General features: G+C 68.6%; 15 protein-coding genes and 1 CRISPR repeat array (1 of these 16 running past the window's edge). Of the genes, 8 read left to right on the forward strand and 7 right to left on the reverse strand.

The genetic code is table 11. The features are described 5' to 3' along the window. Positions 1–6,223: a CRISPR direct-repeat array (repeat unit 37 nt; unit sequence GTCGCTCCTCGTGACCGCGAGGAGCGTGGATTGAAAC) (it extends 381 nt beyond the left edge of the window). Between the two features lie 256 nt (positions 6,224–6,479). Continuing rightward, the gene (locus tag KRR26_RS24310) at positions 6,480–7,340 is read left to right on the forward strand and encodes an alpha/beta fold hydrolase (RefSeq protein WP_217080981.1); all 861 of its coding nucleotides are present in this window, start codon (positions 6,480–6,482) and stop codon (positions 7,338–7,340) included. 39 nt (positions 7,341–7,379) lie between these two features. Next, entirely contained in the window at positions 7,380–7,871 is a 492-nt protein-coding gene (locus tag KRR26_RS24315) for a DUF4442 domain-containing protein (RefSeq protein WP_120204680.1), read from the forward strand. A 9-nt stretch (positions 7,872–7,880) separates the two neighbouring features. Here the strand turns inward: KRR26_RS24315 and KRR26_RS24320 are convergent, their stop codons facing one another. Further along, the gene (locus tag KRR26_RS24320; protein ID WP_217080982.1) at positions 7,881–9,014 is read right to left on the reverse strand and encodes an esterase/lipase family protein; all 1,134 of its coding nucleotides are present in this window, start codon (positions 9,012–9,014) and stop codon (positions 7,881–7,883) included. 194 nt (positions 9,015–9,208) lie between these two features. Here KRR26_RS24320 and KRR26_RS24325 point away from each other — a divergent pair, with 194 nt between their 5' ends. Then, complete coding sequence (locus KRR26_RS24325; protein ID WP_236069157.1) at positions 9,209–11,224, forward strand: S46 family peptidase; 2,016 nt, start codon at positions 9,209–9,211, stop codon at positions 11,222–11,224. A 327-nt stretch (positions 11,225–11,551) separates the two neighbouring features. Then, on the forward strand, positions 11,552–12,154 hold the full coding sequence (locus KRR26_RS24330) for an adenylate/guanylate cyclase domain-containing protein (RefSeq protein WP_120204685.1): 603 nt from the start codon (positions 11,552–11,554) through the stop codon (positions 12,152–12,154). A 7-nt stretch (positions 12,155–12,161) separates the two neighbouring features. Here the strand turns inward: KRR26_RS24330 and KRR26_RS24335 are convergent, their stop codons facing one another. From KRR26_RS24335 to KRR26_RS24345, 3 genes are all read right to left on the reverse strand, one after another. Further along, positions 12,162–12,764, reverse strand: coding sequence for an HAD family hydrolase (locus KRR26_RS24335; protein ID WP_120204687.1), 603 nt, complete (start codon positions 12,762–12,764; stop codon positions 12,162–12,164). An 18-nt stretch (positions 12,765–12,782) separates the two neighbouring features. Next, positions 12,783–14,681: a methyl-accepting chemotaxis protein gene (locus KRR26_RS24340; protein ID WP_120204689.1), complete on the reverse strand. Its 1,899-nt coding sequence runs from the start codon at positions 14,679–14,681 to the stop codon at positions 12,783–12,785. 75 nt (positions 14,682–14,756) lie between these two features. Beyond that, entirely contained in the window at positions 14,757–15,197 is a 441-nt protein-coding gene (locus KRR26_RS24345; protein WP_120204692.1) for a host attachment protein, read from the reverse strand. Between the two features lie 194 nt (positions 15,198–15,391). On the opposite strand from KRR26_RS24345, the gene KRR26_RS24350 reads away from it, so the two are divergent. The 3 genes from KRR26_RS24350 to KRR26_RS36995 all read left to right on the forward strand — a co-directional run bounded on the left by KRR26_RS24350 (position 15,392) and on the right by KRR26_RS36995 (position 20,531). Then, complete coding sequence (locus tag KRR26_RS24350) at positions 15,392–16,627, forward strand: PEGA domain-containing protein (RefSeq protein WP_120204694.1); 1,236 nt, start codon at positions 15,392–15,394, stop codon at positions 16,625–16,627. A 3-nt stretch (positions 16,628–16,630) separates the two neighbouring features. Next, complete coding sequence (locus KRR26_RS24355) at positions 16,631–18,538, forward strand: MopE-related protein (RefSeq protein ID WP_217080983.1); 1,908 nt, start codon at positions 16,631–16,633, stop codon at positions 18,536–18,538. Between the two features lie 253 nt (positions 18,539–18,791). Next, entirely contained in the window at positions 18,792–20,531 is a 1,740-nt protein-coding gene (locus KRR26_RS36995) for a serine/threonine-protein kinase (protein WP_328707207.1), read from the forward strand. Positions 20,532–20,534: 3 nt separating this feature from the next. On the opposite strand, the gene KRR26_RS24365 is transcribed toward KRR26_RS36995, so the two are convergent. After that, positions 20,535–21,077 carry an FHA domain-containing protein gene (locus KRR26_RS24365; RefSeq protein WP_120204698.1) on the reverse strand — a complete coding sequence of 181 codons (543 nt, stop codon included), beginning with the start codon at positions 21,075–21,077 and terminating at the stop codon, positions 20,535–20,537. Between the two features lie 159 nt (positions 21,078–21,236). Between KRR26_RS24365 and KRR26_RS24370 the strand changes: the two genes are divergently transcribed. Continuing rightward, positions 21,237–21,794, forward strand: coding sequence for a hypothetical protein (locus KRR26_RS24370; RefSeq protein WP_158611427.1), 558 nt, complete (start codon positions 21,237–21,239; stop codon positions 21,792–21,794). A gap of 9 nt (positions 21,795–21,803) precedes the next feature. Here KRR26_RS24370 and KRR26_RS24375 read toward each other — a convergent pair whose 3' ends face one another. Together KRR26_RS24375 and KRR26_RS24380 are read right to left on the reverse strand one after the other, a co-directional pair. Then, positions 21,804–22,730, reverse strand: a complete 927-nt coding sequence (locus tag KRR26_RS24375) for a CapA family protein (RefSeq protein ID WP_217080984.1) — start codon at positions 22,728–22,730, stop codon at positions 21,804–21,806. Positions 22,731–22,743: 13 nt separating this feature from the next. Beyond that, positions 22,744–23,595, reverse strand: a complete 852-nt coding sequence (locus tag KRR26_RS24380) for an ATP-grasp domain-containing protein (protein ID WP_217080985.1) — start codon at positions 23,593–23,595, stop codon at positions 22,744–22,746. Between the last annotated feature and the right edge of the window lie 46 nt (positions 23,596–23,641).

Raw genomic sequence — 23,641 nt, forward strand, 5'->3', positions numbered from 1 at the left:
TTGAAACCACTCAAAGATTGACGCCGCAATCCACAGGCTCAGTCGCTCCTCGTGACCGCGAGGAGCGTGGATTGAAACCATACCGGCGTCTCGATGTCGAGGGGGCGAGGATGGTCGCTCCTCGTGACCGCGAGGAGCGTGGATTGAAACAAAGGAGCAGGCCATGGATGAGTATACGTCGCGGTCGCTCCTCGTGACCGCGAGGAGCGTGGATTGAAACTTCATATGAACCTCACGGCAGCGTGTGGGAGCTGTCGCTCCTCGTGACCGCGAGGAGCGTGGATTGAAACGCCAGGGCATCCGCGAGCCGCGGGGCGTCGGAGTCGCTCCTCGTGACCGCGAGGAGCGTGGATTGAAACCAACAGGCGCCCGCGTCGTTGGATGGCCGTATCCGTCGCTCCTCGTGACCGCGAGGAGCGTGGATTGAAACGAGGAAGAGCGCTCGAAAGCGGAAGCGGAGCGCAAGCGTCGCTCCTCGTGACCGCGAGGAGCGTGGATTGAAACGTCTCAGCTTAGCCATGCCCCGAATATCCACGGGGTCGCTCCTCGTGACCGCGAGGAGCGTGGATTGAAACAAACGCTCTTTCCTGTAGGGCGTCCTCCTCTTCGGTCGCTCCTCGTGACCGCGAGGAGCGTGGATTGAAACGGGCGCGGGCTCCGCAAGTGGACTCACCTCGACGTCGCTCCTCGTGACCGCGAGGAGCGTGGATTGAAACGGGGCCCCCGCCCCCTCCCCCGCTTCTGCCTCGCGGTCGCTCCTCGTGACCGCGAGGAGCGTGGATTGAAACCAGACAGCGCGAGGAGTTCGCGCGGCTCGCGCGTCGCTCCTCGTGACCGCGAGGAGCGTGGATTGAAACCCCGGTTTGATGGTCGCGGAGATTGGCGACATCGTCGCTCCTCGTGACCGCGAGGAGCGTGGATTGAAACCCATGTGTGGTGCTGGACCTGACGCGGCCGTTCGGTCGCTCCTCGTGACCGCGAGGAGCGTGGATTGAAACCGCAACAGGCCCACGTCTTCGAGCTGCGCGATCTGTCGCTCCTCGTGACCGCGAGGAGCGTGGATTGAAACTGCCACCATCGGCGCTTAGGCCACATAGTCAACAGTCGCTCCTCGTGACCGCGAGGAGCGTGGATTGAAACGTTCCCTTGCCGCCAACGACATGCGCCTGCGTCGTCGCTCCTCGTGACCGCGAGGAGCGTGGATTGAAACCTAGCCACGTGCAGGATCGCCCCCATGGAGCACCAGTCGCTCCTCGTGACCGCGAGGAGCGTGGATTGAAACACTGCCAAATCGCGGTGGTCGAACGACTTCGACGTCGCTCCTCGTGACCGCGAGGAGCGTGGATTGAAACCCGTTCGGCGTATGGCTGGCCAGCAGACCCAGCGTCGCTCCTCGTGACCGCGAGGAGCGTGGATTGAAACTCGGTCAGAAACAGGCTCACGGCCGACATGTTGTCACTCCTCGTGACCGCGAGGAGCGTGGATTGAAACTGCTCGGAGAAGCTGCGCGAGCCGTGGACACGCAGTCGCTCCTCGTGACCGCGAGGAGCGTGGATTGAAACGATCAACAACGTGAGCACCGGCTGGAGGCCCTGGTCGCTCCTCGTGACCGCGAGGAGCGTGGATTGAAACGATCAACAACGTGAGCACCGGCTGGAGGCCCTGGTCGCTCCTCGTGACCGCGAGGAGCGTGGATTGAAACATATCGTTGAAGTATGCACACTGCCGGAAGGTGGTCGCTCCTCGTGACCGCGAGGAGCGTGGATTGAAACAGGTCGAGGAGGAGCTCCCGCTTCTTGGCGACGTCGCTCCTCGTGACCGCGAGGAGCGTGGATTGAAACCGGCGCACTTCGCGCCGGCCGGACAAGGGGCTGGTCGCTCCTCGTGACCGCGAGGAGCGTGGATTGAAACACCGGCCACAACGCCCCGTTGCCCTGTGTCCACCCCTGGTCGCTCCTCGTGACCGCGAGGAGCGTGGATTGAAACGCCGTGGCGGACACTCCCGACACCAACGAATTGGTCGCTCCTCGTGACCGCGAGGAGCGTGGATTGAAACCGTGGGGAGTCGGGCGTTCTCGCCTCTACTCCAGTCGCTCCTCGTGACCGCGAGGAGCGTGGATTGAAACTGCTCCCTCACGCAGTGCGGGCGCAGATGGTCACGAGTCGCTCCTCGTGACCGCGAGGAGCGTGGATTGAAACTGCTCGCCGTGCAGCGAGCGGAACGCGAGCCGCGTCGCTCCTCGTGACCGCGAGGAGCGTGGATTGAAACGTCTCGATGCCGGTGAGGTCGCTGACGTCGTCTCGTCGCTCCTCGTGACCGCGAGGAGCGTGGATTGAAACAGCAACCCGCGCGCCAATGTCCTCCCGAGCGGAAAGTCGCTCCTCGTGACCGCGAGGAGCGTGGATTGAAACCAGAAGCCGGCCGACTTCGCGCGCGCGTCGGTCGTCGCTCCTCGTGACCGCGAGGAGCGTGGATTGAAACCATCAGGTGCGCGGCGGCTGGCAGCCCGAACAGTCGCTCCTCGTGACCGCGAGGAGCGTGGATTGAAACTGTCCCGGATTCGCAGTGCTCATGCCTTGGCCTCGGTCGCTCCTCGTGACCGCGAGGAGCGTGGATTGAAACCGCGGATGGCCCCTGGCAGCTGAGCCTTGGATTCGTCGCTCCTCGTGACCGCGAGGAGCGTGGATTGAAACTCCGCGAGGCCATTGGCGGTAATGTGCCGCGCTGGTCGCTCCTCGTGACCGCGAGGAGCGTGGATTGAAACCCCTGCGTGGTGCTGGACCTGACGCGGCCGTTCGGTCGCTCCTCGTGACCGCGAGGAGCGTGGATTGAAACTCGGGGCCGGTGGTCGCCAAGCAGGTGAGCAAGTCGCTCCTCGTGACCGCGAGGAGCGTGGATTGAAACGCCAAGCAGTCCTCGGTCTGCCGGATCCGAGCGAGTCGCTCCTCGTGACCGCGAGGAGCGTGGATTGAAACATCGCAGCACACAGGGGCGCGATGTGCTCACGCGTCGCTCCTCGTGACCGCGAGGAGCGTGGATTGAAACGCATCCGTGCGCGGGACATCCACGCCCGACAGGTAGTCGCTCCTCGTGACCGCGAGGAGCGTGGATTGAAACATCTCCTCGGCATTGGGCGGCTTGCCGGTGAGGTGTGTCGCTCCTCGTGACCGCGAGGAGCGTGGATTGAAACCAACGTCCGCGAGAGCGAATGGTCAGCCAGGAGTCGCTCCTCGTGACCGCGAGGAGCGTGGGTTGAAACGCGGTACGCCCTATGAGGCTGACTATGAGAGTGGTCGCTCCTCGTGACCGCGAGGAGCGTGGATTGAAACAACGCGAGCGAATGGGAGACGGTGAAGGCAAGCGTCGCTCCTCGTGACCGCGAGGAGCGTGGATTGAAACGGTTCGGCACCCGTGGTGCAGACACGTGGTTCATGGTCGCTCCTCGTGACCGCGAGGAGCGTGGATTGAAACGCACCCAAGCTGGATGAGCAGGAAGAGACGCTCCGGTCGCTCCTCGTGACCGCGAGGAGCGTGGATTGAAACGACAGGTTCCCGGGCCTCATGGCGGCGCCCTCCGTCGCTCCTCGTGACCGCGAGGAGCGTGGATTGAAACTTTTTCGGCGCGCAGTTTTACAAGGAGTTGCGGGTCGCTCCTCGTGACCGCGAGGAGCGTGGATTGAAACCCGTGCGTGAGGGTGCCAAGGTTGGGCAGCCGACGTCGCTCCTCGTGACCGCGAGGAGCGTGGATTGAAACCGCCGTGGTGGTGGGCGAGGTGCCGAGGAGTGAGTCGCTCCTCGTGACCGCGAGGAGCGTGGATTGAAACAGGGCGTCGTCACCGCCACGGCCGCGCTGGGCGGTCGCTCCTCGTGACCGCGAGGAGCGTGGATTGAAACCTCTTCGGCGCCACCGCATCCGGCCAGCATCCCGAGTCGCTCCTCGTGACCGCGAGGAGCGTGGATTGAAACCCAGCGGGCAACACGTTCGCGGAAATCGGCATCGTCGCTCCTCGTGACCGCGAGGAGCGTGGATTGAAACCAATGCCGTCCCGGAGATAGGAGTAGCCGCCGCACGTCGCTCCTCGTGACCGCGAGGAGCGTGGATTGAAACCCAAACAGGCCCATGCCACCCTCCTACCGACGACGAGTCGCTCCTCGTGACCGCGAGGAGCGTGGATTGAAACCCTGGCGCCGGCACGCCGTCATCATGACAACTTGTCGCTCCTCGTGACCGCGAGGAGCGTGGATTGAAACGAGCTGCGCGACACGTTGAGCTGGCTCTGCGGGAGTCGCTCCTCGTGACCGCGAGGAGCGTGGATTGAAACAGAATCTGCAACACCTCTGGCAGGTCAGCATGCTGTCGCTCCTCGTGACCGCGAGGAGCGTGGATTGAAACCTCGGGTTCACGGCCTGGGAGAAGTGCTAGAGAGTCGCTCCTCGTGACCGCGAGGAGCGTGGATTGAAACGACGGCAAGTGCAAGTTGCCGCTGCCCGCGTTGTCGCTCCTCGTGACCGCGAGGAGCGTGGATTGAAACCGGCCGCTGCGGTCGCGGCGGCCTTGCTCCTGAAGTCGCTCCTCGTGACCGCGAGGAGCGTGGATTGAAACCTGAGGTCCATGCTGGCCTCGACTGAGGATGAAGGTCGCTCCTCGTGACCGCGAGGAGCGTGGATTGAAACCTGCGTGGTACCAGGACCTGATTCATTCGTGTGTCGCTCCTCGTGACCGCGAGGATCGTGGATTGAAACGATGGGCCTCCCCCGGCCGACCAGAGGGAGGCCCTGTCGCTCCTCGTGACCGCGAGGAGCGTGGATTGAACCTTGAGGCGCCCCCGGCGGATACGCCGTCGGGTTCAAGTCGCTCCTCGTGACCGCGAGGAGCGTGGATTGAAACCACTGGACTGACCGTGGGTCGCCGTGGGTCCGGTCGCTCCTCGTGACCGCGAGGAGCGTGGATTGAAACAAGCGCAGCCACGCGGTCCGAGCCGATGGCATGGTCGCTCCTCGTGACCGCGAGGAGCGTGGATTGAAACGTGAGGCTGTGCCCGAGGTTGGCCGCCGCGTTGTCGCTCCTCGTGACCGCGAGGAGCGTGGATTGAAACGACGTCCTGGCTCACAGCGTCGCTTGGAATCCCAGTCGCTCCTCGTGACCGCGAGGAGCGTGGATTGAAACGCGTTCAGGTTGAGTCCAGCCGTGAGCTTCGTGTCGCTCCTCGTGACCGCGAGGAGCGTGGATTGAAACGGTCAGTCCGCGCGCGATGCGGTGCTCGACGCGGTCGCTCCTCGTGACCGCGAGGAGCGTGGATTGAAACATCGCCGCCGCGCGCTGCACCTGCTGCGGAGACGCGTCGCTCCTCGTGACCGCGAGGAGCGTGGATTGAAACAACAAGAGTCTGTCCGAAGCGCGCCGCAGCGAAGTCGCTCCTCGTGACCGCGAGGAGCGTGGATTGAAACCGTGGCGCTTGGTTGCGACCACGGAACGCATCATGTCGCTCCTCGTGACCGCGAGGAACGTGGATTGAAACGAGGGCTGGGACAACAGTGCGACGGGCCTTGCGTCGCTCCTCGTGACCGCGAGGAGCGTGGATTGAAACTTGTTTGACGGCAGCGGCAACCCGTCCTCATCGGTCGCTCCTCGTGACTGCGAGGAGCGTGGATTGAAACGCACGATGTGGTCGATGCAGAACTCTGTCGAGATGTCGCTCCTCCTGACCGCGAGGAGCGTGGATTGAAACGCCTCCGCGTCTGGAGCAGGAGCAGAACCGGCAGTCGCTCCTCGTGACCGCGAGGAGCGTGGATTGAAACGCGTACTCGGCCCATGCCTGCTCTCGTGCCCTGAGTCGCTCCTCGTGACCGCGAGGAGCGTGGATTGAAACGCCCGGCGGGCGCACGGGCAGGGCTTCGAGGTGGCGTCGCTCCTCGTGACCGCGAGGAGCGTGGATTGAAACACGTCCGGGTGCTTGCCGCAGCGCAGGGTGAAGTCGCTCCTCGTGACCGCGAGGAGCGTGGATTGAAACCAAACGTTGATGCGCGCGGACATCGGCGCGTCGCGTCGCTCCTCGTGACCGCGAGGAGCGTGGATTGCAACTGGGACTGCGAGACGCGCCACATGTCCGGGGAGTCGCTCCTCGTGACCGCGAGGAGCGTGGGTTGAAACTCCGCGAGCGGCTCGAACTCCGTTCGCCAGACCGGTCGGTCCTCGTGACCGCGAGGAGCGTGGATTGAAACCGCCGCGACAGCGGCAGCCGCAACGCCAGCTCAGTCGCTCCTTGTGACTTGCGAGGAGCGTGGATTGAAACGACATGGACGCGTGCACGGTTTATCGCTGGCGCAGTCGCTCCTCGTGACCGCGAGGAGCGTGGATTGAAATACCCGTGCAGTCGGACTCGGAGTCAGGGCCAATCGTCGCCCTTCGTGTCCTCGTGGTTCTCGGCCCCTGGGCCAGGCGCGACAGGTCGGGCCCGGTGCGGTATGCGGGGAGGCGATGCTCGATTCTCTGTCCCTGGATGACTGGGGCGGCACCGGTCCGGTGCTCCACTTCGCCCATGCCAATGGGTTCCCTCCTGGCTCCTATCGTCAGCTCATCGAGCGTCTGACGCCGCACTTCCATGTCTACTCGTGGCGCGGCTCGTGCTTCGTGCCGGGCTCGGAGCCTCGCTCGCTTCGTCGTTGGGAGGAACTCGCGGACGAGATGGCTCAGCTCCTCCTCGACCGAGGATTCGAGCGCATGATCGGGCTTGGGCACAGCATGGGCGGCGTGGCCACGCTGTTTGCTTCACTCAAGTACCCGCGGCTCTTTCGCTCCGTCGTGGCGCTGGAGCCCGTGCTGATGACGGGTGCTCGGACCTGGGTGCTTCGCGCCGCATCGGTGCTCGGCGTGAGACACCGGCTTCCTCCCGCGAGCCTCGCGCTTCGTCGCCGTGAGGTCTGGCCGACTCGTGAGCTGGCCTCCCTCAGCTACCGCAAGAAGCTCCTGTTCTCCCGCTTCGACCCGGCTTGCTTCCAGGACTACCTCGACCACGGACTCACCGAGCGTCCCGAAGGGGGCTTCCGTCTCACCATTCCTCGCGAGTGGGAGGCTCGGTGCTTCGAGACCGCTCCCAGTTCTCCTTGGGCCCAGTTGCGTGGCGTAACCGTCCCTACGTTCGTGCTTCGCGGCGGTGACTCCGACACGCTGACTCGGAGTGCTCTGTCCCGCGTGGCTCGCACGGTGCCCCATGTCCACACGGAGGAACTCGATGGCACCACGCACCTGTTCCCCTTGGAACAGCCCGAGGCCTGTGCCCAGCGCATCCTCGCGTTCCTCGCATCGGTCGAGGACCCGTCCTCACGCCGCGCCGCGTAGGATGGCGCCGCACTCGCCCCGGGGGCGGTGAGGAGACTCATGTTCGCGCTGGAGATGGTGGAGAAGCTGCGCCGGGTGGCGCCCGGTATGGCCAACACGCTGACGACGTTGGCGGTGAAGAACATCGTCCCGCTCGCCTCGGCCATGGGCTACCGCGTGGAGGAGGTGTCGCATTCGCGCACGCGCGCCTCCGTGCCGCTCAATCGGAAGACGAAGAACCACGTGGGCAGCGTGTACCTGGGCGCCCAGGTGACGGTGATGGAGCTCACCATGGGCGTGCTCCTCTTCACGCGCTTCCCGCCCAATCAATACAAGCTCCTCGTCAACCGCATGGAGGTGCAATTCCACGCCAAGGCCAAGAGCGCCGTCACCGCCGTCTGCGAGCCTCCGCCGGAGGTCTTCGCCCACCTCGAAGCCACCCTGCTCAAGCGCGGCGACAAGGCCGAGTCCTGGGTGCCCGTGCAATTGCTCGACGTGGACGGACTCCTCGTCGCCGAGGCCCGCTTCCTCGCCGTGTTCAAGCGCGGCTGAGCCGAGGCGCTACGTCTCCAGCAGCAGGAAGTCCACGATGCGCTTCCACATGGCCTCGAACTGAGGCCGCCGGAAGCCCGAGCCCGAGATGAGCCAGTCCACGTGCGGCGGCTGGTGCGCGGGCTGGTCGAAGTGCCCAATCGCATCCAGGTGGTCCGCGCGCACCGCCGCCAGCACGCGCCCATGCACCTGCGAGCGCGTGGGCACGATGCCGTCGCACGCGGTGGGCCCCGGCATCGCGCCGTAGGACTGCACCAGCGCCGCGGTCTGCGCCGGCGTATGCAGCGGCAGCGCCGTCAGCGGCATGCGCTGCGTCTGGCTGTACACGAACGCATAAATCGTGTGCGTCAGCTGCGCGTACGGATCCAACCCCGCGGACAAGCGCGTGCGCAGCGACGGCGGCCGAGCCTGCGTCACCACCGAGCCATACCGCACGCCCGGCCGGTCATGCGTGCTCGCGTTGAACAGGTCGATGCCCTCGGGCGTGAGCTGCGGAATCAGCGACGTGTCATGCCCCACGTCGCCCAGGAACTTCGCCACCGCGTCCCGCCGCTCGGAGGAGAAGTCTCCGAGGAGCTGGTCGTAGAGCTGATCCAACAGCGTGTGCTTCCACCCCAGGTTGTCATCCGCCCGCGCCAGCACGTGCCCGAAGCGGAACACCACGCGCAGCGGCAGTCGGCCGTAGCGCAGCACGTACATGGTGAAGAGCGACAACAGCTTCAGGATGCGCTGCCCCAGCATCCCCTGGAAGAAGGACGCCAGCGGCGTGCCCGCGTGCGGCGCGGACACGGACACCACGGACCGCACGCGCCGCGCCAGCGGCTCCACCTCGAGCCCATCCGCGAGCTGCGCCCCCGGGCTGACGAACAAGCGCGCGTCCAGTCCTCCCGTCGAGTGCCCCACGAGGTGGATGGGCCCGTCGTCCTTCGACGCCGTCTCCTGAATCGTCCGATGCAGGTCCGCCGCGCGCTGCCGGATGGAGGCCGTGGGGTGCGAGGGGACAATCACCACCTCCGCGTCCACGCCGCGCCGGGCCAACTCCGCCTTCAGGTAGTCGAAGGCGTGGCCGAAGTAGACGAGCTCGCCCAGGTTGGTGAATCCGAAGAATCCAGGGACGAGGTAGACGTGGTGCTTCACGGGCATCGGCTCGCACCATAGCTGACGCGCTGCGTGGTCGGTTGGAATACACGGAGGGCCGGGTGGTTGACGCGCGCCCTGTCGCGGGAAAGAACGGGGCCCTCACCCGACACGACTGAAGACAAGGACGACCGCCCGTGCACCGCAGATTGCTTGCCCTCGGCCTGCTCCTCTCCCTGCCCGCCTCGGCGGAGGAGGGCATGTGGACCTATGACGCGTTTCCCTCGGAGGCCGTGAAGAAGGCGTATGGCTTCGCGCCCACGCAGGAGTGGCTGGACAAGGTGCGGCTCGGCTCGGTGCGACTGGCGGGCGGCTGCTCGGCCAGCTTCGTCTCGCCGGATGGCCTGGTGATGACGAACCACCACTGCGCACGCGGCTGCATCGAGGACCTGTCCTCGCCGAAGGAGGACCTGCTCGCCACGGGCTTCTACGCGAAGTCGCCCCAGGAGGAGCGCCGCTGTCCGAAGATTGAAGCCAACCAGCTGGTGGAGATGACGGACGTCACCGCGAAGATGAACGCGGCGACGAAGGGCCTCTCCGGCGCGGCGTTCAACACGGCGCTGAAGAAGGAGATGTCCACGGTGGAGGCCGCGTGCGCCACCAGCGCGGACGTGAGATGCGACGTGGTGACGCTCTTCAACGGCGGCAAGTATCAGCTCTACAAGTACCGCCGCTTCCAGGACGTGCGTCTGGTGTTCGCGCCTGAGTTCTCCATGGCGGCGTTCGGCGGAGACCCGGACAACTTCAACTTCCCTCGCTACGGCTACGACGTGTCGTTCCTGCGCGTGTGGCAGGGCGACGCGCCGGCGAAGAGCCCGGACTACCTGCCGTGGGCGAAGGAGGGCGCCAGGCCGGGCGACCTGGTGTTCGTCTCGGGCCACCCCGGTGGCACCGAGCGCAAGAGCACGGTCGCGGAGCTGGAGTTCCAGCGCGACGTGGCCCTGCCCTACACGCTGCTGTATCTGGCCGAGCTGCGGGGCACGTTGCGGGAGTTCGCGGGCGGCTCGGCGGAGCGCTACCGCATCACGCGCTCGCGGCTGCGCGCGGTGGAGAACGGCCTGAAGGCGCTGCGCGGTCGGCATCAGGCGCTGGCGGATCCGTCGCTGCTCGCGCGCAAGCGGCAGGACGAGGCGGACCTGCGCAAGCGAATCGAGGCCCAGGCGCAGGTGAAGACAGACACGGCGGGCGTGTGGGAGGAGAACGCGCAGGCGCTCGATGCGTACCGGCGCATGCTGCCTGGCTACCGCATGAAGGAGGCGGGGGACGGCTTCCTGTCCGAGCTGTTCGGCTACGCGGAGACGCTGGTGCGCGCCGCGGACGAGCTGCCCAAGCCCAACGCCGAGCGCCTGCGCGAGTACACCGAGGGCCAGCTCCCCGCGCTGCGCCAGCAGCTGCTGCGCGCGGCCCCGGTGGCCACGGACCTGGAGGTGGTGCAGCTCACGTTCAGCTTCAACAAGCTGCGCGAGACGCTGGGCGCGGATGATCCGTTCGTGCAGCTCGTGCTGGGCAAGGAGGCTCCCGCGGACCTGGCTCGCGCGCTGGTGATGGGCACGAAGCTGGGCGACGTGAAGGCCCGTCAGGCGCTCTTGGAGGGCGGCAAGGCGGCGGTGGAGGCCTCGAAGGACCCGATGATTCAGCTCGCGCGCAAGGTGGACGCGGAGGCGCGCGCCACGCGCAAGCGCTACGAGGACACGGTGGAGTCGGTGCTCAAGCGCAACGGCGAGCGCGTCGCGCGGGCCAACCTGGCGGTGTACGGCACCGCGGGCTACCCGGACGCCACCTTCACGCTGCGCCTCAACCAGGGCGTGGTGAAGGGCTGGACGGAGGACGGCCACACGGTGGACGCGCTCACCACGTTCGGCGGCGCGTACGCGCGTCACACGGGCAAGGACCCCTTCAAGCTGCCGGACTCGTGGATGAAGGCGCAGGGCAAGGTGCCCGCGAGCACGCCCTTCGACATGGCCACGACGAACGACATCATCGGCGGCAACTCGGGCTCGCCCATGGTGAACCGAGACGGGCAGGTGGTGGGCCTCATCTTCGACGGCAACCTGCAGTCGCTGGGCGGGCGCTTCGCATACGTGCCCGAGACGAACCGCGCGGTGGGCGTGCACGGCGACGGCATCCTCGCCGCGCTGGAGCACGTGTACGGCGCCACGCGCGTGGTGAGCGAGCTGCGCGCGTCCCAGCAGGTGGCCGCCCCCTCGGCGAAGTAGCCGCCGTGACAGGTAGGGGACAGCCTGGCTGTCCCCGAGGTCCGGAGTCTGGCGCATTCCCTACGCGGCCCGCCCTGTCGCGTTGGGTCCGCGACAGCGCTCCGAACCTTCCCTTGAGGTGGTTGGTGCGTCGCGTCAGCGGGGCGTACCGTGTGAGGCCAGGGCAGTGATTTCCAGGTCCTGGCTTCGTACGGCCGCGTCCCCCCGGGGCGAGGGGCCGTCCGGGGCCTCGGGACCCGGTCGAGGCAGCGGGCGCGACCAGGACCCAGGCTCCGTGGTGCGGTAGCATCGTGCGGACGGCATCCGGGGGGAGGGAGGCTGCACTCGATGGCGGTCGAAGCACCAGAACCCAGGAAGTTATCGGCCATCATGTTCACGGACATGGAGGCGCCAGCGGGACAGCGCTGGGACGATGACGCCCTTCAGCGAGACCTGAGGGAAGAGCATGGCCTGCTCGTGCGCGAGTTATTGCCTCGCCACGGTGGGCGCGAAGTGAAGCGATTGGAGGATGGCTTCCTCTTGGAGTTCGACGCGGGCATGTCCGCCGTGTCGTTTGCTTTGGAGTTGCAGGCCGCGGTGGATGTCCGCAACGACGCGGTGGCAATGGAGCGGCGCGTGGCGGTTCGCGCCGGCGTGCACCTGGGCATGGTGACGCACCGAGACGGCGATGTCTTCGGCGAGGGCGTCAACCTGGCCGCGCGCATCGAGTCCCTCGCCCGGCCCGGCACCCTCTACGCCAGCGAGACGGTGGTGCGGCAGGTGGAGGGGCGCCTGTCCTCGGAGCCGGTGCGGCTGGGCCGCGGCGAGCTGAAGAACATCCGGCTGCCGGTGGCCGTGTATCGCATCGACCGCCCCGAGACACACCGGCGCGGAGGCGCGTGGCTGTCGCGCGTGCGCTCGCTGCTCGGCCGAGGCGACGCGCGGAGCTGAGGACGCGCTAGACCCCGAGGGCTCGGAGCTGTGAGTCGAAGGTGGCCGCGTCCGTGAAGAGTCGGCCGCGCAGGCCGAACGCCTCGGCCGCCACGACGAACTCGGGCAGGTCATCGAAGAAGACGGCCTCGCGCGGCGCACAGCCCGCGCGCTCCAGGGCGATGCGGAAGATGTCGGGCTCGGGCTTCACGAAGCCCACCTCGCAGCTCAGCACGAGCGAGTCGAAGCGAGTCAGCACCGGCAGCAACGGCCGCACGTGGGCGATGTGCAGCGCATTGGTGTTGGACACGAGGATGCGCTTCACGCGCCCCTCCAGGGCTTCCACGCGCGGGAGCACGGACTCGTTCACCGTGAAGTGGCAGCTCCACAGCGGCGCGAACTCGTCCATGGGCAGGTCCATGCCCAGCGCACCGCACACGTCGCGGCGGATGCCCTCCGCGTCCAGCTCGCCTCGGTTGGCGGCCGTCCAGCCCGCGCCGGAGAGGCGCTGGGCGACCTCCTCGGCGGACAGGCCCGCGCGCTCGCCGAGCGCGGCGAACAGGCGCGCGTTGTCGTGGAAGACGAGCACGTTGCCCAGGTCCAACAGCACTGCGCGCACGACGGCGGACATGCGGGTTCTCCGGAGGCGTTAGATGCGGTAGGCGCGCGCGACGCCTTCCATCTGGCTGGTGACTTCCTGGAGCCGGCGCGCGGCCTCGGTGGTGGCCTTCAGGCCCGCCTGCGTCTCATCCATCATCCCGGACAGGTCCGTGACGGCGGTGAAGATCTGCGCGATGCCCGCGTTCTGCTGGTTCACCGCGCCGGCGATCTGCCGGACCGCCGAGGCGTTGTCCTGGATGATGGTGGCCAGCTCGTTGAGGTGCTGGCCCGTGGCGCTCACCTGCTCCAGGCCCTCGGTCACCCGCACGTAGCCCTGCTCGGTCATCTTCGCGGCGGAGAGGATGGCGTTGCCCAGGTCCCCGAGGATGTCGCGCACGCGCTCGGTGGCCTGGATGGACTGGTCCGCGAGGCTGCGAATCTCTCGGGCCACCACGCCAAAGCCCTTGCCGTGCTCGCCGGAGCGCACCGCCTCGATGGCCGCGTTGAGCGCGAGCATGTTGGACTGGTCCGCCAGGTCCTTCACCGTCTGGGTGATGCCGCCAATCTGTTGCGTGCGCTCGTTGAGCTGGGCGATGCGCTGGGCCATCTGCCCCACCTGCTCGCTGAGGGCCTGGAAGCCGCCCATGCTCTCGCGCAGGGCGCCCTCGCCCGCGCGGCCCACCGCCTCGGCGCGCGCGGCCACGTTGAGCACCGCGTCCGCCTTCTCCGAGGCCAGCATGGACGTCTGTTTGATCTCCTGCGCGGTGACCTGGGTCTCCTGGAGCGCCGCGGCCTGCCGGGACACGTTGCGCTCCTGCGCCTCGGAGGTCCGCTGGAGCTCCGCCACGGTGTCGCCCAGCACGCGTGTGGCGCGATTCAAGCTGCCCGCCGTCTCACGCAGGCTGGCCATGAGTTGGAGGAACGCGCCGGCCAGCTCGCCCAACTCATCCTGGCCCACCTCCATGTCCAGCTTCCGGGAGAGGTCGCCCTCCTTGACGACATGGAGCATGACCTCGCTCAGCGCCCGGATGGGCCGGATGAAGCCGCGCGCGAGCAGCCACGAGCCCGCCGCCGCCGCCGCCACGAAGAGGGCGGCCAGGGTGAGCACGAGGGCGCGGGCCTGGATGAGCGGCGCGTAGGCCTCGTCGGGATCCACCAGCGCCTCGAAGCGCCAGCCGTCTCCCACGTCGCGCACCGTCACGCCGTCCACCGCCGCTACGACCAGCCGCTCGCGGTCATCGTGCGCGCCGGCGCCGCGCGAGTCGAACAGCACCTGTCCGTTCGGGCGCAGCACCTTCAGCGCGAAGCTCTGGTGGCCCCGCAGCGCCGCGCGCGCCAGCGCCGGCTTCACCATCTCGGACACCTGTCCCCAGTCGAACGCGGCCAGCAGCACGCCCAGGCGCCGGTGCGTGCCCGCCTCGAGGACGGGCACGGCCAGTGGCAGCACCTGGCCTTGGTAGATGGGGTTCACCTCGGTGACGCCCTCGGCGGTGGTGCGCTCCTGCTGGGCCTCGACGAACCATGGGCTGCGCCGCACGTCGGCGGAGAGGCGCGCGTACTCATCGCGCAGGGCCGGGGTGCTGGCGGACAGGGCGACGCCGTCGTCGGTGAAGAGGACGATGCCGTTGAGGGTGAGGAAGCGGCGTTGCAGCAGGGCCAGCATGGCGTCGCTGGCGGTCGCGTCGCGCGTCTTCAGCGCGTTGCGAAGGACGGGGTCCTCGGCCCAACTGCGCGCGGTGACCTCACGCTCGGACAGCATGGCCTCCATGAGGTCCTTGAGTCCCTCGGCCTCCATGCGCAGCGACGACTCCACCTGTCGCTCCAACATTCCTCGGGCGATGGTGTTCTGGAGCCAGGTGAGAGCCAGCAGCGGGACACAGGACACCAGCGCCACATACAGCGTCAGTCGCCTGCGCAGCGTCAGAGAGCCGAGGATGGGAAAGGGCATGTCGCTTCGAGGCACGGTGGAGGGCGGCCCTCATAGCAGAGCCGTGCCCCCATCGTGCCCCGAACGCGTCCTCCGCTACAGCACTGGCACGCGGTCCGGCAGCTCGCGTGCGGGCAGGCTGGAATAGTCCGCATCCACGTCCAGCAGGACCCGCTGCCTGACCCGGGTGCTCAGCAGTCGCCGCACCCGCCCGAGGAACTCCGGGGGGGCCGCGATGACGAGCTTGTCGAACGCGTGTCGATCATGACCCCGGTCCAGGTAGGTGGACAGCTCCCGGGCGAAGCGCGCGTGCTCCAGCTCGCGTCGGCCATTGGGCTCGTTCTCGGGGGGCGGGCCGTGCAGCGTGCCCGCGTTGGGATTGTCCGGCTGGTTCAGCAGCTCCTCGGTCTTGGCGCGGCTCTCCTCGTGCTGGAACTCGTCGATGAGTCGCCAGTCCTCCGAGCCCTTCGCGTCCGTGGCGAAGAGTCGGGCGCGACTCGCATTGGCCACCAGGATCCAGAGCGTTTCATCCGCCATCTTCACGCCTCCCTCTAGAGTGAGGGATGCGGACCCCCGGAGGCCCCGGCAAGCTTCCCCCAGCGACCGGCCCCCCCACCGCGAGCCCGGGGAGCGGCCGGCATGGGGCCGCCCGGCCCGGCCGGGGTTCCCGAAAGCGGTGTGATGTCGGGGTACAATTCCGTTGTGGGGACCATCGCGGTAGAACTGCGGCCATGCGCATTCCCGCCGTGTTGCTTGCCGCCCTGGCCCTCGGGCTCGGGGCGCTTCCCTGCCGCGCCTGGGCGCAGGCGGGTGGCCTGGGGCTGGACCTCTCGGACTCCTCTTCGCAGCCCGCTGCGCAGGAGGGTGAGGCCGGCTCTGGAGAAGTTGGATTGGATTTGAGGGCCGATGGCCCCGCGGGCTCGGAGCTGTTGCCGCGTCTGGTGGTGATGGGGTTGGACACGCCCGAGCGGGCGGGCGCCCAGCAGTCCGGGCGCTGGGTCCAGGCGTTGGGGCGCGCGGCCCTGGGCGGCGGCAAGGTGGCGCTGGGCACGCCGATGCGCGAGGTGCGCGAGCGGCTGGCGGAGAAGTACACGGCGGCGCTGCGCTGCGCGACGACCGCGTGCATGTCCGAGCAGGCCGAGTCGCTGGACGCGGATGTGCTCGTCATGGCGCGGCTGTCGTTGGAGGACGCGGGCTGGACGCTGCGGTCATGGACGTATGACCGCGACTTCAACGTGGTGCACGAGGACGCGGTGACGGGGCGCAACCCCAAGGACGCGACCTTCCAGCGCGAGGCGTCGGCGAAGCTGGCCAGTCGCGTGGCGGCGGTGGCCCGGCCGCGCGCGGTGCTGAAGGTGACGGTCAACGTGCCGCAGGCGGTGGTGCGCGTGGGCGAGCGGACGCTGGGCGTGGGCAGCCTGGAGCGCCACATCGCCCCGGGCAAGGTGGCGCTGGAGGTCTCCGCGGACGAGTACACCACGTTCACGCAGACGCTGACGTTGGCGCCCGGGGAGCGGCAGGAGGTGACGGCCAACCTGGAGATCACGGGGCCCTCGCCGGATGGCCCGGGCGGAGAGGACCGTGCGTCCCTGGCGCTGAAGAAGAAGGTGGGGCCCTCGGGGCCGTCCATCTTCAAGCGGCCCGCGCTGTACACGGCGCTGGTGGGCCTGGCGGTGGTGGGCGTGGGCGCGGTGCTGGGCAGTCAGGCGAAGAACGTGGAGAAGCGCGCGAAGGACGCGGATGGGGACGGCGTCATCGATGTCACGCCCAAGGAGCGTGACGACGCGAAGAGCCAGGCCAACCTCGCCACGGCGCTGATGGCGGGCGGCGGCGCGGTGGCGGCGGGCAGCGTGGTGTGGCTGGTGTTGGTGCCCACGAAGAGCCCGGTTCCCTCGGTTGCACCCGTGACGTCGGGCCCGGCTCGGTCGGCCACGTCGCTCCAACTCGTCGTCGGCGGGAGTTTCTGAACCATGTCTCGGATTGAATCGTTGCCCCGCTGGCTGAGTGGGTTGTTGTTGGCGTCCGCGTTGGTGGCGGGCTGCAAGGTCGAGTTCCCCGAAGGCATGCCGTACACCTGCACGCAGGATGTGGACTGCGCTGGCGGTGGCGCCATCTGTGCCACGCGGCCCGGGACGACGGTGCACTACTGTTGCGTGCCTTCGCCCGAGGTGTGCAACGGATTGGATGATGACTGCGACGGGCAGGTGGACGAGCTGGAGGCCACCACCTGCTACACGGGGCCGGAGGGGACGCGGGGCGTGGGCCGCTGCAAGGAGGGCACGCCGTCCTGCGGGCCCAACGGCACCATCCTCTGCACGGGCGAGGTGAAGCCCGCCACCGCCGAGACGTGCAACGGCGTGGATGACAACTGCGACGGGCAGGTGGACGAGGGCTTCGACTTCCAGACGAACCCGCTGCACTGCGGCCGGTGCAACCGCCGCTGCGCGTCCACGGAGCAGTGCCTCGCGGGCCGCTGCGAGCCGCGCGCGGAGACGCTCTGCGACAACGGCATCGATGACAACAACGACGGCACGACGGACTGCGCGGACCCGGGCTGTACGGACCAGGCGTGCGGCGTGGGCTGCGTGTGCCACGACGGCGGCAAGGCCGAGGGCAAGTGCGACGACGGCGTGGACAACGACGGTGACGGGCTCATCGATTGTGAGGACTCCGACTGCAACGCCCAGGTGTGTGGCGCGGGTCGCGCGTGCCGCAACTTCCGCTGTGGCGAGGCGAAGTGCGACGACGGCGTGGACAACGACGGCAATGGCGCTGTCGACTGCGCGGACCCCTCGTGCGCGGGTGGTTCGTGCGCCCCGGGTCCGTCGTGTGTCTGCAAGAACGGTCAGAAGGCCGAGGTCGATGCCGCGTGCTTGAACGGCGTGGACGATGACGGCGACGGCGCCATCGACTGCGCGGATGCGGATTGCGACGGGTCTTCGTGCGGCATGGGCTGCGCGTGCGGTGGCCTCAAGCCCCGCGAAGTCACCTGCGACGACAAGCTCGACAACGACGGTGACGGCAAGGTGGATTGCGCGGACTCGGACTGCGACACCAAGTCGTGCGGCGCGGGCTGCGTGTGCGCGGGTACGACCGCCACGGAGACGGTGTGCAACGACGGCATCGACAACGACGGCGACGGGAAGATCGACTGCGCGGACATGGCGGACTGCGACGGACAGGTCTTCAGCCAGCCCGCCGGACAGGTGGCCAGCGCCATCTGCATGGGCGGCCAGGCGGTCGAGGCGGACTGCTCCAACGGCCAGGATGACAACGGCGATGGGAAGATTGACTGCCAGCCTGGCAACGCGGACGCCAACTGCGTGAGCGGCTCGTGCGGTCCGGGCTGCACGCTGACGAACTGCGTGCGCCAGGAGTCGAACTGCGCGGACGGCGCGGACAACGACGGCGACACCAAGGCGGACTGCGCGGACTCGGATTGCGATGCCAAGTCGTGCGGCACGGGCTGCGTGTGCAACGGCACGACGCGCAAGGAGACGATCTGCACCGACAAGCAGGACAACGACGGTGACGGCAAGGTGGACTGCGCGGACTCGGACTGCGACAACCTGGCGTGCGGCACGGGCTGTCTGTGCACTGGCAGCAAGGCCGTGGAGACCGTCTGCGACGACAAGCAGGACAACGACGGCGACACCAAGGTCGACTGCGCGGACTCGGACTGCAACACCAAGTCGTGCGGCACGGGCTGCGTGTGCAACGGCACGACGCGCAAGGAGACCATCTGCAACGACCGGCGCGACAACGATGAGGATGGGCTGACCGACTGCGCGGACTCCACGGACTGCCCGCGCAACACGCCGTGCACCAAGAACGATGGCTCGGCCGGCACCTGCCAGACCAACAAGACGTGCGGGTGAGCGAGGGCCTCGCGGTTCAGTGGGACACCGTGGCGGGCGACACCCGCCACGGCCCCCTGGGGCAGCCGACTGTTCGTCTGCTCACGGAGGTTCAAATGCACCGCGCACGCGGTGAGTCCGCGTGGGATTCCGCTCGGGGAGAGTGGCGCTCACGGGGGTTCGCCGTCATGGAAGAAGGACAGCGGAGCCCGGGCCGGCTGGGTGCCTGCGTGAAGGGTTCTCGGAGTACGTCCTGTCCAGTCACGGAGGGGCCGTGAGCAGTGGCAGTACCCAAGCAGTGGAGGAACTCCGAGAGGGCTCGATGCTGGGCGCGTACCAGCTCGAGCGGCTCCTCGGCGAGGGCTCCATGGGGCGGGTGTATCAGGCCCGCCACGCGAAGCTCGGGCGCCAGGTGGCCCTCAAGGTGCTGCGCGCGGACCATGCGCGTGACAGCACCTTCGTGCAGCGCTTCTTCCAGGAGGCGCGCACGGTCAATCAGATCAACCACGAGCACATCGTGGAGATCTTCGACTTCGTGGACGAGGGCGCGGAGGGCCGCGTCTACTGCGTCATGGAGTTGCTGCGCGGCCAGAGCCTGGCCACGCTGCTGAAGTCCGAGCCCATCACGCTCGCGCGCATCCAGCGCATCGCGGTGCAGGTCTGCACCGCGTTGGGGGCCGCGCACCAGGTAGGCGTGGTGCACCGGGACATCAAGCCGGACAACCTCTTCATCATCCAGCGTGGCGGCCAGCCGGACTTCGTGAAGGTGCTGGACTTCGGCGTGGCGAAGCTGATGGCCGCGCAGGGGGGCGTCTCCAGCACGCTGGATGGGACCATCATCGGCACGCCCGCGTACATGTCCCCCGAGCAGGCGGCGGGTCTGCCCGTGGACCACCGCGCGGACATCTACGCGGTGGGCAACATCCTCTACGAACTGGTGGTGGGGCACCCGCCCTTCGAGTCCACCGCGTTCGGTCAGCTCGTGGTGCAGATCATCACGCAGGCGCCGCCCGCGCTCCCCGCGACGTTGCCCTCGGGCGAGCCGCTGCCCGCGGAGTTCTCCGAGCTGGTCATGCGCTGTCTGGCGAAGGAGCCCGAGGCGCGGCCGCAGCAGTTGGCGGAGGTCACCACGGCGCTGCTCCTGCTGCGCCCCGTGTTCGACGATGCCTCGCTCGACGGAGGGCGCCGGCCTTCGGGTGAGTTCGTGCGCGTGGACCGCGCGACGCCCGCGCTCGGCACCGCGAGTCTGTCTTTGGGGAGCGGTGTCCCGGACAGCACGTTGGCGGAGACGCTGGACCGTGCGCAGCCTCCCCGAGACGCAGCCGCGCCTCGCGCGACGCCGGCGGGGCTGCCAGCGCTGGTGGCGGCCACGGAGGTCGCGGGCTCGCCAGGGCTGCCGCCCGGCCTGAACGCGCCCGTGGGGGGAGAGGCCGCGGAGCGAGCCTCCGCGACCGGGCTCCCCGCGGCGCGGAGTCCCTGGCCCACGGTCCTGAGCAATCGTCGGATGGCGCTGGGGCTCGCGGTGCTGGCCTTGGTCGTGTCGGTGGGGGCGCTGGCCTGGCGTGGGATGAAGGGCCGCGCCGCGCCCGAGTCCGCGCCTGCGGTAGTCGCGATGGCCGCGCCGGTGCCCGCGCTGGCGTCGGTGCCCACGTCGGTCGCGGCCGTGCCGCCGCCTCCCGCTGAGTCGGCAGCGCTCATCACGCTCAAGGTCAGCTCGTTCCCACAGGGCGCGCACGTGATGCGCTCGGATACGGGGGAGTTGCTGGGGCTGACGCCGCTGGTGACGCAGGTCCCGCGCGAGGGGGCCCTGCTGGGGTTGCGCGTGGAGCTGTCGGGCTACATGTCCCTGGAGCGCGAGGTGCGGCTCGACGCGAGCGAGGCCGAGTTGGTGGTGCCGCTGGTGAAGGCTCGCCCCGCGCCGCGTCCGCCACCTGCGCCCGCGCGGCAGCCGCCGGCTCGCAAGGGCGCTCGGCGGACGGTCGTGGCGCCCGCGGCCTCGCACGGGGCGCGGTGAGGCTCAGCGCGACGGGGGAAGCGAGGCCTGGGCGATGACCTTCTCGGCGATGCGCGCGATGCGGTCGTTGAAGCCGTCGGCGTCGTGGAAGGTGAGCCGCACGTCGCCTACCTGAAGTTTCGCGCCGGGTTGCAGGCGCCGGGGTTGTTCGGGCTCCAGCGTCTCGCCATCGAGCGTCACCGGGCGCGCCTGCGCCACGCGCTCCACCCACCATTGTCCATCCGGCGTGGGCGAGAGGGTGAGCTGCTCGCGCGACACCGTGGCGTCATTCACGACGAAGGTGTTCTGCGCGGCCCGTCCCAGCTTGAGCGCGCCTCGCTCGGCCAACGCCACCAACTCGAAACACATCGCGTCGCCAGCAGGCAGGCAGTCGCGCAGGTCCATCAAAGGCAGGCGCGTGGTGGCGACATTCTGCTCGGTGGCCTCGGGGACGTTCCACGCGCCTGCCTCCCACACCAGCCACGGGTGTGCGTACTTGGCGCGGAACTTCTCCTTGAGGGCCATGTGCTGCCGCAAGAGCAGGGAGAGCAGCAGGGATCGAGCCATGACGGGAGAGATAACCTTCCTGAGGCGGGCTGGCGGTCGCGGTCATTCGAGGATGTCCACGAATGATCGGAACCCGGGCCTGGAGTGCCCCACTCGCGCCAGTGCCTGAGCCTGTAGTACACCCGCGCCTATCTCTTTCCATCCGATTCTGGAGAGTTCATGCGCCGCCTGCTGATTGCCTCGCTCCTGTTGCTGTTGCCTGCCTGCAAGGGGGAGACGGCCAAGGACGTCACCGCCTCGGTGGTGGGGAAGACGGTGGAGGTGGCCAAGGGTGCGGGCAGCGGCGTGGTGGAGGGATTGAAGGAGGGGCGTAAGGGCGCAGTGAGCACGGACGGCTCGCACACCCTGTCCACGCCCGAGGAAGTCTTCGCCAGCGTGGAGCTCGGCGTGCTGGGCGTGAAGCCGGCGGAGGGTGGGGGCGTGGAGGTGCAGCTGTCCGTGGAGAACAAGACGCCCGCGCCGTTGCACCTGCTCGGCTTGCAGGAAGGTGGCGGCGCGCAGCTGGTGGATACGGAGGGTTTCTCCACGCAGCTTCAGACGCGCTCGCCTGGGCAGGCCTCGGACTCCATCAAGGTGCCGCCCACGTCAAAGGTGAAGGCGAGTGTCTTCTTCGAGGGCGAAGCAGCCAAGGCCGCGCGCGTTCGCCTGTGGGGGCGCGAGTTCCCGGTGCCCGCGGGCGCCAAGGCCGCGGCGACCACCGCCGCGCCGAAGCCGTAGTCGCGGCCCTCACGGAAACACGACGGTGCCATCCGGTGCCGTCGTGGTGTGCGTGCCCAAGGCTTCGGACACGCTGATGAGCAGCTCCGCGACCCCCGAGTCCGTTGCGCGGCCCGGTGCCTCACCCGCGAGGCCCGCGCGAAGCGGCAGGGCGCTCACGTCCGACACCGCGCCGTCCGCCGCGAGCTGGAAGCGCAGCACGTAGGCATCCTTCACCGCGGTGCACCGGCACGAAAAGGCGAGGTTGCCCAGCGAGTAGGCGATGACGCCCTGGCCGTGTCGCTCCACACCTTGCGGCGCATGCGGCCCGTGGCCCAGCACCGCGGAGGCACCTGCCTCGATGAGCGCGTGCGCCAGCGTGCGCTGGGCGCGCGTTGGCAGGTTGGAGTTCGTGGTCCCCCAATGCAGCGATAACAACACGGGGCCTGTCTTTCGCGCGGCGCGCACGGCCGCGGTCAACGCGCGTGCCTCGTCGCGTGTGGGCTCTCGGGGCAGGTCGCGCGCGAGCACTGTGACCTGCAATCCCTGTCGTTCGACCGAGGCGGGCTCGCGCGCCAGGGCCGGCTGGATGCCCGCCGCGCGCAGCGCGCCCGCGGTGTCCTGCCTGCCCGCCACGCCCGCATCCAGCGCGTGGTTGTTCTCCAACGAGACCACGTCCACTCGGCCCGCCAAGGAGTGGGCCCACGAGGGCGGCGCGGCGAAGCGGACCCGAGGCGCGCGCGGTGTCCCGTCGGCGTCCAATCCCTGCTCATGCGCGCGCGCGGTGAGCGGGCCCTCCAGGTTCACCACGCGCACGTCTCCCTCCAGCAAGGAGGGCAGGGCCTCCAGCACGGCGGGCGTCGTCCGCGCGCCGAGTTGCAGGTCACCCGCCGCGCTCACCCGCAGCGACGCGGAGGGCGCGGCGGACAGGAGCAGGACGAGCGTGGGGACGAGCAAGGCGGGCTCCGGCTCAGAGCTTCCGCGCGATGGCCCGCGCCAGCCGCCCGGCGGCCTGCGGATCCAATGACAGGAAGAGACACGGCTCGGTGACCTCCAGCTCCTGGAGCCGCGGCTGGCCCGTGTTGTCCGTGGCCACGTCCACGCGGGCATACCGCAAGGGTTGGCCCACCGCCGCGATGACCTGCTCCGCCAGCTTCAGCTCCGCGGCGTTCTCGGGGGTGAACGCACGCGGCTCCGAGAAGCTCCGCGGCGCGCTCTTCAGCGTGGGCGGGCGGTGCACGGCGTGGCTGAACTCGCCGTCGAAGAAGATGTATGCCCGCTCGCCCTCGCGCTCGAACGCGGTGAGGTAGGGCTGCACCATGACCTCGCACTCCCGAGCCATCTCCTCCACGCGCGCGCTCGCGGTCCCCGCCTCCGCGCGAGGCAGGACGTAGGTCTTCAGCGCGCCCGCGGACACGGCGGGCTTGAGCACCACCGCGTCCCAGCTCCGCTCGCGCATCACGGCGCCCACGTCCAACGTGCCGCCCTGCGGGACCCAGACGGTGTCCGTCACCGACACGCCCTTGGCGGTCAGCTCGCGCAGGTAGCTCTTGTGCGTGTTCCAGCGCAGGACGTCCGCGGGATTGTGAAGCTGGGTCAGCTTCGAGACCTTGGAGGCCCACGCGACGAAGGTGTCTCGGCGCAGGTGGCTGTCCCAGGTGCTGCGCACGACGGACAGGCGGGCCGTGCGCCAGTCCATCGTCGGGTCATCCCAGATGACTGGGTTTGCATCCAGGCCCAGCGCTCGCAGCGCGGGCAGCAGGCCTGCGTCAAAGGGTTCGAGCTGGGGCAGCCCTTGAAAGGTGAGGATCGCGACGTCCATGCGAGGTGCTCCGTCGAGGCAGGCGCGAGGTTGTAGCGCGGGCCCG

The sequence above is a fragment of the Citreicoccus inhibens genome, from assembly GCF_019039035.1.
GTDB classification, from domain to species: Bacteria; Myxococcota; Myxococcia; order Myxococcales; family Myxococcaceae; genus Citreicoccus; species Citreicoccus inhibens.

Excerpts from the sequence above, each read along its gene's own strand:
- KRR26_RS24315 (WP_120204680.1), top strand. The coding sequence starts at position 7,380 with ATGTTCGCGCTGGAGATGGTGGAGAAGCTGCGCCGGGTGGCGCCCGGT.
- KRR26_RS24320 (WP_217080982.1), bottom strand. The coding sequence starts at position 9,014 with ATGCCCGTGAAGCACCACGTCTACCTCGTCCCTGGATTCTTCGGATTC.
- KRR26_RS24365 (WP_120204698.1), bottom strand. The coding sequence starts at position 21,077 with ATGGCTCGATCCCTGCTGCTCTCCCTGCTCTTGCGGCAGCACATGGCC.
- KRR26_RS24370 (WP_158611427.1), top strand. The coding sequence starts at position 21,237 with ATGCGCCGCCTGCTGATTGCCTCGCTCCTGTTGCTGTTGCCTGCCTGC.
- KRR26_RS24330 (WP_120204685.1), top strand. The coding sequence starts at position 11,552 with ATGGCGGTCGAAGCACCAGAACCCAGGAAGTTATCGGCCATCATGTTC.
- KRR26_RS24345 (WP_120204692.1), bottom strand. The coding sequence starts at position 15,197 with ATGGCGGATGAAACGCTCTGGATCCTGGTGGCCAATGCGAGTCGCGCC.
- KRR26_RS24355 (WP_217080983.1), top strand. The coding sequence starts at position 16,631 with ATGTCTCGGATTGAATCGTTGCCCCGCTGGCTGAGTGGGTTGTTGTTG.
- KRR26_RS24310 (WP_217080981.1), top strand. The coding sequence starts at position 6,480 with ATGCTCGATTCTCTGTCCCTGGATGACTGGGGCGGCACCGGTCCGGTG.
- KRR26_RS24350 (WP_120204694.1), top strand. The coding sequence starts at position 15,392 with ATGCGCATTCCCGCCGTGTTGCTTGCCGCCCTGGCCCTCGGGCTCGGG.
- KRR26_RS24325 (WP_236069157.1), top strand. The coding sequence starts at position 9,209 with ATGTGGACCTATGACGCGTTTCCCTCGGAGGCCGTGAAGAAGGCGTAT.
- KRR26_RS24380 (WP_217080985.1), bottom strand. The coding sequence starts at position 23,595 with ATGGACGTCGCGATCCTCACCTTTCAAGGGCTGCCCCAGCTCGAACCC.
- KRR26_RS24340 (WP_120204689.1), bottom strand. The coding sequence starts at position 14,681 with ATGCCCTTTCCCATCCTCGGCTCTCTGACGCTGCGCAGGCGACTGACG.
- KRR26_RS24335 (WP_120204687.1), bottom strand. The coding sequence starts at position 12,764 with ATGTCCGCCGTCGTGCGCGCAGTGCTGTTGGACCTGGGCAACGTGCTC.